Here is a 6,793-nt window from a genome sequence, read left to right as displayed (position 1 = left end):
ATGCCCAGGGGCGGGTGTTTACTTTTCCCATTCCCACCTACAATATTGCCGCTGATTTTGACTGGGACAACAGGGAGCTCGATGTTTTATGGGAGACAACGGCAAAATATGGGATTCCCTATTTTGCCAATTATGTAAATTCAGATCTTTCCCCGGAAGATGCCCGTTCCATGTGCTGCCGGCTACGGCTCGACACTCGCGAGTTAGCCAAGCGTGGTGGTGGCCTATTTGGTGCCAATCCTCTGACCGGTAGTATTGGCGTGGTAACGATCAATCTGACGGCGCTTGGCTACCAGGCAACCTGGGAAGGTGACTTCTTCACTCGACTCGATCGTCTGCTGGATATTGCCAAGACAAGCCTTGAGGTAAAGCGAAAGGTTCTGGAAGATTTCACCAGTAAGGGATTGTACCCTTATACTCGTTTTTATTTGCGACAGGTACATGAACAGTCTTCCTCATACTGGAGCAATCATTTTTCCACCATTGGTATTATCGGCGGCAACGAGGCATGTCTCAACCTGTTTCAGCAGGATATTGGTACAGATAAAGGAAGAGCATTTGCAGAGCGGGTGCTTGACCATATACGCGATCGTTTGGTCGCTTTCCAGGAAGAGACTGGTAACTTGTATAACCTTGAAGCCACTCCGGCTGAAGGTACTGGTTACCGGCTGGCCAGAATCGATCAAAAGCGATTTCCCAACATGCGATGTACTCTTACCGATGAAACCGATGAGGTGCCACTGTATACCAACTCAACCCAATTGCCGATAAACTATAGTGAAGATGTATTCCAGGTGTTTGACCTTCAAGACACACTACAGACAAAGTATACTGGTGGGACTGTGCTCCATGTTTTCCTCGGAGAAGCTGTGGCGGACAAGGAGGCATTAAAAACATTTGTTCGTACTGTTTGCTCCAGGTACCAGCTTCCTTACTTTACTATCTCTCCCTCTTTTTCTATCTGTCCTACCCATGGCTACCTGAATGGTGAGCAGGAAAAGTGTGAACACTGCGGAGAAAAAACAGAGATTTATTCAAGGGTGGTTGGCTATATGCGACCCATTGGTCAGTGGAATAAAGGCAAACGTGCTGAATTCGGCAAAAGACGTCATTTCCACGTGGAGGCGCAGCCATGTTTATAGGTGGTTTTCAGTCGTTTACCCTCAGCGATTATCCTGGGAAGCCGGCAGCAATAATTTTTACCCGGGGATGTAATTTTAAATGTCCCTATTGCCATAATCAGCATTTATTAAGGATGTCCGAACAACACTCCCCCTCTATGGAAGAAGGTGTCCTTGGTTTTATGGAAAAGTCTACTGGAATGCTCGAAGGACTGGTCGTAACGGGTGGAGAACCTACTCTGCAACAGGATTTAATGCGCTTTGTGTCGGCAATAAAAGCACTGGGATTTGCGGTGAAGCTGGACACCAATGGAAGCAATCCGCAATGTTTGCGGGAACTGTTGGACAACAACTTAATCGACTATATTGCTATGGATGTGAAAGCACCTTTTAGTAAATATAGCCAATTGTGTGGTATTGCCGTTGATACAGAAGCCATACGTGAATCCGTCGATGTTATCGTTTCGAGTGGTAAGGATCACCATTTCAGAACCACAGTCTACCCCGCATTGCTTGGTGAAGAAGATATCCAGGAGATTACCTCGTCTATTCCAGAGACTTCGCGTTATGTAATCCAACAGTATAGACCGGTGCCTGAAGCAGCGTAAAGAATTGGAAACAATATAGGCTAACCTTTGGGTACCACAGGTTAGCCTATGTACGCACACTCAATCGGAGTTTGTTCCGTTTACAACAAGATCGTCACTGTTAGTTTTCTACAGCAACAAGAGAAAGGGAAAGAGATTTTTCCAGTGCCTGAATCTTGTCTAATGTTTCTTGTTCAACCAGCGCCGGCTTAATGTCTTTGCAGGAGAAAGAAAGCAGAGGCTTACCAATTTCTTTTTCAAGTTTTTGAATTGCATTTAGGGCGTCATTGTTTAATTCTGAGTAGCTACAAAGCATGATATTCTCCGGTTGGGTTTGTCAGATAAGATTTTATTCTACGCCTATATTATTTACACATGGAGACAATAATGCAACGGGAAGAAATCTGGAGTGGAGTGGGAGGTAAAAACTACTGATTTGTGATTGAGCGGAGATAAGTACGAAGGTTTATCTTGCTGTGTGTGAGATTAAGCTTTTTACGGATATTTTTTCGATGAAATTCAATTGCATCAACGGAGCACCCTTGGATACTTGCTATTTCTTTGGTTGTGCGTCCGTCGCGGATTAATGTTGCTATCTGTACCTCACTGGGCGTTAACTGCAATTGAAGGGCGGAAAAATGTGCAACTAAAGGAGAGATAATTTTTTCCAGGCTGGAACGGATAACTTCTGTCCACATATGTTGTTGCTGGTTCAAAGGGCTGGATTGTAACATTTTCAAGTAGGGGAAGAGCTGTTCCCTGATGTTGCATACCAAATTGTTTTCCATTTCCTCCTTATCTTTGTCTCTTTGGTTTAACAGTACTTTTAGGGCTATATTGGTTTCTTCCAAGTGCTCTTTTTGAATTTCAAGCTCTTTTTCCCGATTTTTTAATGCTTCTTTTTGCTGCACAAGCTTTTTTTCCATGAGTTTCAGGGCTGTAATATTTTCATGGCTGACAACAATGCGGAGTTCATCCTCGAATCGGAGTCGGGTTGCGCGCATATAAAACCACCGTTCTTCTTCGGGCGAATGGCAGGGATATTCAATAACGAACTCGTCAATACTGCCATTTATCAATGCCGTAATACCCAAAAATACTCTGTCAGCTTCCTTGGAAGAGGTTCCAAAAGATGAACTGCATACCTGCAAATAGTTTATTCCGGTCATGTCGGGTCGCATTTTCAGGTCATTGCTTTGCGCAAATTTTTTCCAGGCCGCATTGGTGTCGAGAATTTTTCCTTTCATATCCAGGATAGCGACGTGGGCGGAAAGGGAATCGAGAACGTTGCGGGCAAATTCAGCGCTTACTAGTGGGTCAGGTTTGCTGTTCATGAAGACAATTCGTAGAGGTTGGGATGGCGATAGTATTTTTTTTAAGGGTATCATAGCGGTCGCATGAGCCCAAGGTAAGCACTCTGAGTGTGAAGATAATATACTCTGATATATGATGCCTCCCTCTTCACAAAGTATACGCCTGATAGGGCGTTACTGTAATTTGAAATGGACCGGAACGATCACCTCGCCTACCACCGGGATACCATCTCTGGTTGCCGGAACAAAATGCCACTTCTGTACAGCTTTGAGCGCTGCTTTGTCGAGTAATGGATAGCCACTGGTTTGCTGGAGATCAATGTGACTGGGAGAGCCATCCTCAAGGACCAGAACTTTGATCATGACTACTCCTTCCCACCCCCTTCGGCGGGCAAGCTGCGGATACACTGGTTTAGGGCTGCTTTGGTAGAGAGGGCTAGCCTGAGACGTCACCGGCGCTGCCGCTGCGTGCTGAGCGGTTTTGGCCAACTGTTTTTGGGTGGTAGGCTTGCCTGAAGCGTGATCAGGCGTGCTTTGCACCTTTTGAACCGGTTGCTGTTTGAAGTGGAGTCGTTTTTTTCTGGTCGGCGGTCGAATATGCTTTATTTTTTTTTCTCCTGTTGTTTGCAGAGTGGCGGAGGAAACTGGTGCAATATTCTCTAACTCGGGCAGCGGCGGCTCAGGCGTGGCCTCCTGCTGCGACAGAGTTGGAGATGTTTGTACTTGCTCCGCCTGTTGTTGCGTAACTGTGCAATCATCAAAGCTGATGGTAATGCTTTCTGCTCCAGGGAGTTGTGGAGCGATTTGTGTGTTTTCCGGCCAGGGGAGTAGAAGCAGCCCCCCGTGTGAGACGAGCGCGCAGAAAAGCGCACAGACTATCCTTTGCATGGTTACCCGTGATGCATTACTCCCTGCTTGCCTGCAGGGATATCTTTGTCAAGCCGCAGGCCTTCAGCTCGTCCAGTGCCTGGTAGAGTTGCTGGTAGGTGATGTTTTTTTCGGCAAAAACGAGGAGCTGGGGATTATCCTTGTCTCGGGCAATGTCGGTCAGGCGCTGGTGCAGTTCTACCTGGGTGAGGGGCTGTTGATTGAGAAAAAATTCAATGCCTGTCTTACCGTTTGTGATGGAAAGCGATATCGGACTTTCTTCGGTTGTCGTTGCCTGTGTCGATTGAGGCAGATCAAGCTGCAGCCCATGGTGCACAGCCATGGAAAGCATGGCGTAAATAAAAAAGACCAGGAGGAGAAACACGATGTCAATCAGCGGCAGCATTTCGATCCGTGCCGGTTTGTTTCGGGTGTGGGCGAGTTTCATTGGAGCATACCCGGAGTTTTAAGGTGGTTTTGAGGGGCTTTTTTTGCTCCATTGCTTGCTGGTGATGTATTGTAGGGCTCCGGTTCGGTTATTCCTTTTACTTTACTGTAGACTACCTCCAGATTGGTGGCATATTTCTCCATCACATGGATGGCATTGTTTATCCGGTTGTTGAAATAATTATAAGGTATAACCGCGACAATGGCTATGCCAAGCCCTGTTGCGGTGGTAATGAGGGCCTGGGCAATACCGGCAGTAACCAGTTTGGGATCTGCTATGCCGCCGGCACCAAGCATTTTAAAGGAACTTATAATGCCAAGTACTGTGCCGAAGATGCCAAGCAGCGGTGCAATGGTGATCATGGTATCTAAAATAGGCATGTGACGACTCATGTGCTGCATCATCCGGTTGGCTTCGGCTTCCATGGCTTTGGCCATGTCGAAATCCCGGTGTAGTATGCCAACCGCAAGTACACGGACCACATGGTCTCTGCAGGGTTCTGTTTTTGTTTTACATGTCTGCCAGTCGCCTTCCTGGGCCAGACAAAGCAGTTCATCCATCAGGGGGCGGTTCCGTTTGCGATCTAGCGATGCCCAGAAAAAAAGTCGTTCCAGTACCACCGTTGTCACCGCGATGGAGCAGAGGAGTAGAGGCCACATGACCGGCCCGCCGCTTAAAAATATTTCGTATAATCTCATAGCAGATATCAGGTAGAAGATTCCGGGTGAATGAGCAGAGCTATTTGCTCTAGTGCCTCGGCAAAGGTAGTTGGAGACGGACTGCACACCAGGTCAGGATCAATGATGTGGATACGATTGTTGAGCACTGCTTTCATCCCGGAAAATTTGTACCATTTTTTCTTTTCCATGGCAGCAATACCACTTTCCGTACCCATGATGGCAATAATGATCACATCAGGATTGTGCGCAAGCACCCGTTCGTAATTCATGGTGCCGTTTTTTTGGTTGGCTGCAATGTTAATGCCATTGCTGTATACGATATAATCGTTGGTAAAGGATCCTTTAACCGAAGAAAAAAGAGGCTGCGATCCTATTTGCAGAAAAATTTTTTGTTGGGAAAGGGCTGCATATCGGCTTGTGACCGCTTGCACTCGGTGTTGAGCCTGTTCGACTATTTCCTGTGCTTTTTTCTCCACCCCAAGCAGTTGGCCAAGCTGCAGGAACTGGTTGCAGATGGCCTTAAATGAGGAGGGTTGTTGGAACTGCACCACCCGCAGCCCCATGTTTTTCATCTGCTGCAGTTGCTGCTGCTGGGTAAGCCCCGTTGCCAACACCAAATCCGGTTTGAGACTGATAATTTTTTCTAAGGAGACCTGCATTACAGAGCCGATTTTTTGTTTGTTTTTTGCAGCTGCAGGTCGAACACAATAGCTGGTATTAGCAACAAGGCGGTCGTCGGCTCCAAGCAGATAAACGTTTTCCGTATTTATCGGTCCCAGAGATATGATCCGTTGCGGAACAGAGTGGAGTGGTTTGTCAGGGCTGTTTTCTTTGGCCAGGGCAGGGGAATGCGGGGTGATGAGAGAGAACACCAAAAACGCAAATATCAAGAGGGATAAGGCCTGTTTCATGTCTAATAATAGGAGAGTATGGTCAGAGCTCTGGTTAACCTGTCTCTAAAAAAGTCGCTACATTTTTCTCTGAACGCCAGTCCTTTGAAATAGGTTGTCTTGTTGTACTCGATGGTCGGGCAATCCACAGCAATGCCCATTTCCTCAAGCATGGTTCGCCAGCTGTCGTCTGTGCCCATCAGATCGTCTTCCACATGGATTCCAGCGAGGAACATCATAGGAATGATCCTGACTTTTTTAATCGTCCTGTCCTCATGTATTCTGCTGATCTGGTTGATCACAGCTTCGTGATCAGGAACACCTTCGATTGAGGCTGCCTGGACATTGGGATACAGACCGGTGACCAATCGTTCAATACCGAGGTAAGTAGCATTGACAGGATCGGCCGCAAGGGGGGTGCCATGCAAGGCCAGCAGGTTGAGGCCGTCTTCACCAGTAAGGAAATCACTGCTAACAACCTCCAGTACCTCTTTGATAAAATCCCAGCGATGGCAAAGCGTTTCACCGACGATGATTCTGAGGCCGGGGAAATAGTTACAGGTTTCAAGTAGCTGTTGATACTCGGTTCCTGGGAAAATATGCAATGGTTGAACGATAGCCTTACGGAAACCATCGCTTTCTATCTGAGACAGCGTTTGCTGGAGGCTTGGTAGCTGTTCCTTTTTTCTTATTATTTCAGAGGAGTATGCCCAGTAGAGCTCGTACTCAGAAAAAGAACGGTCAAGTTTTTGTTGAAAATGTTCTATTGCCACCTTGCCCTGGCTGGAGCTGCCAAAGGTAGTGATGACAAGAGCAGGTTTTTCCTTGAGTTTGGGAAGGCGCATTTTACGCCCAATATATCCTTGTTGCTGCAAGGTGTACTCCTG

At 46.9% G+C, this 6,793-nt stretch carries 9 protein-coding genes; 2 read left to right on the top strand and 7 right to left on the bottom strand.

Annotated elements, in window-relative coordinates; all coding sequences use genetic code 11:
* Together JWH17_RS15390 and JWH17_RS15385 are read left to right on the top strand one after the other, a co-directional pair.
* The coding region (locus JWH17_RS15390) for a ribonucleoside triphosphate reductase (RefSeq protein WP_205223519.1) at nt 1–1,142 on the top strand (1,142 nt) is incomplete at its 5' end.
* Entirely contained in the window at nt 1,133–1,729 is a 597-nt protein-coding gene (locus JWH17_RS15385) for an anaerobic ribonucleoside-triphosphate reductase activating protein (protein ID WP_205223518.1), read from the top strand. The genes JWH17_RS15390 and JWH17_RS15385, both read left to right, overlap by 10 nt.
* Nucleotides 1,730–1,829: 100 nt before the next feature.
* Here JWH17_RS15385 and JWH17_RS15380 read toward each other — a convergent pair whose 3' ends face one another.
* The 7 genes from JWH17_RS15380 to JWH17_RS15350 all read right to left on the bottom strand — a co-directional run bounded on the left by JWH17_RS15380 (nt 1,830) and on the right by JWH17_RS15350 (nt 6,781).
* Nucleotides 1,830–2,024, bottom strand: a complete 195-nt coding sequence (locus JWH17_RS15380; protein ID WP_205223517.1) for a hypothetical protein — start codon at nt 2,022–2,024, stop codon at nt 1,830–1,832.
* A gap of 112 nt (nt 2,025–2,136) precedes the next feature.
* The gene (locus JWH17_RS15375; protein WP_205223516.1) at nt 2,137–3,042 is read right to left on the bottom strand and encodes a LuxR C-terminal-related transcriptional regulator; all 906 of its coding nucleotides are present in this window, start codon (nt 3,040–3,042) and stop codon (nt 2,137–2,139) included.
* Between the two features lie 153 nt (nt 3,043–3,195).
* Nucleotides 3,196–3,909 carry an energy transducer TonB gene (locus JWH17_RS15370; protein WP_205223515.1) on the bottom strand — a complete coding sequence of 238 codons (714 nt, stop codon included), beginning with the start codon at nt 3,907–3,909 and terminating at the stop codon, nt 3,196–3,198.
* Between the two features lie 16 nt (nt 3,910–3,925).
* On the bottom strand, nt 3,926–4,336 hold the full coding sequence (locus tag JWH17_RS15365) for an ExbD/TolR family protein (RefSeq protein ID WP_205223514.1): 411 nt from the start codon (nt 4,334–4,336) through the stop codon (nt 3,926–3,928).
* Nucleotides 4,333–5,034 (bottom strand): MotA/TolQ/ExbB proton channel family protein, encoded by a 702-nt coding sequence (locus JWH17_RS15360; RefSeq protein WP_232371113.1) that lies wholly within the window; start codon nt 5,032–5,034, stop codon nt 4,333–4,335. The genes JWH17_RS15365 and JWH17_RS15360 overlap by 4 nt, the downstream gene beginning before the upstream one ends.
* An 8-nt stretch (nt 5,035–5,042) precedes the next feature.
* The gene (locus JWH17_RS15355) at nt 5,043–5,906 is read right to left on the bottom strand and encodes an ABC transporter substrate-binding protein (RefSeq protein WP_232371112.1); all 864 of its coding nucleotides are present in this window, start codon (nt 5,904–5,906) and stop codon (nt 5,043–5,045) included.
* Nucleotides 5,907–5,929: 23 nt separating this feature from the next.
* Nucleotides 5,930–6,781 carry a sirohydrochlorin cobaltochelatase gene (locus JWH17_RS15350; RefSeq protein WP_205223512.1) on the bottom strand — a complete coding sequence of 284 codons (852 nt, stop codon included), beginning with the start codon at nt 6,779–6,781 and terminating at the stop codon, nt 5,930–5,932.
* Between the last annotated feature and the right edge of the window lie 12 nt (nt 6,782–6,793).

The sequence above is a fragment of the Desulfogranum marinum genome (assembly GCF_016918565.1).
GTDB lineage: Bacteria > Desulfobacterota > Desulfobulbia > Desulfobulbales > Desulfobulbaceae > Desulfogranum > Desulfogranum marinum.
The sequence above is the reverse complement of the archived record's forward strand: the minus strand, read 5'-3'. Positions and strand labels throughout refer to the sequence as shown.

What these genes read in the sequence shown, in the direction of transcription:
- JWH17_RS15370 (WP_205223515.1), bottom strand. Translation starts at nt 3,909, where the DNA reads ATGCAAAGGATAGTCTGTGCGCTTTTCTGCGCGCTCGTCTCACACGGG.
- JWH17_RS15375 (WP_205223516.1), bottom strand. Translation starts at nt 3,042, where the DNA reads ATGAACAGCAAACCTGACCCACTAGTAAGCGCTGAATTTGCCCGCAAC.
- JWH17_RS15360 (WP_232371113.1), bottom strand. Translation starts at nt 5,034, where the DNA reads ATGAGATTATACGAAATATTTTTAAGCGGCGGGCCGGTCATGTGGCCT.
- JWH17_RS15365 (WP_205223514.1), bottom strand. Translation starts at nt 4,336, where the DNA reads ATGAAACTCGCCCACACCCGAAACAAACCGGCACGGATCGAAATGCTG.
- JWH17_RS15385 (WP_205223518.1), top strand. Translation starts at nt 1,133, where the DNA reads ATGTTTATAGGTGGTTTTCAGTCGTTTACCCTCAGCGATTATCCTGGG.
- JWH17_RS15380 (WP_205223517.1), bottom strand. Translation starts at nt 2,024, where the DNA reads ATGCTTTGTAGCTACTCAGAATTAAACAATGACGCCCTAAATGCAATT.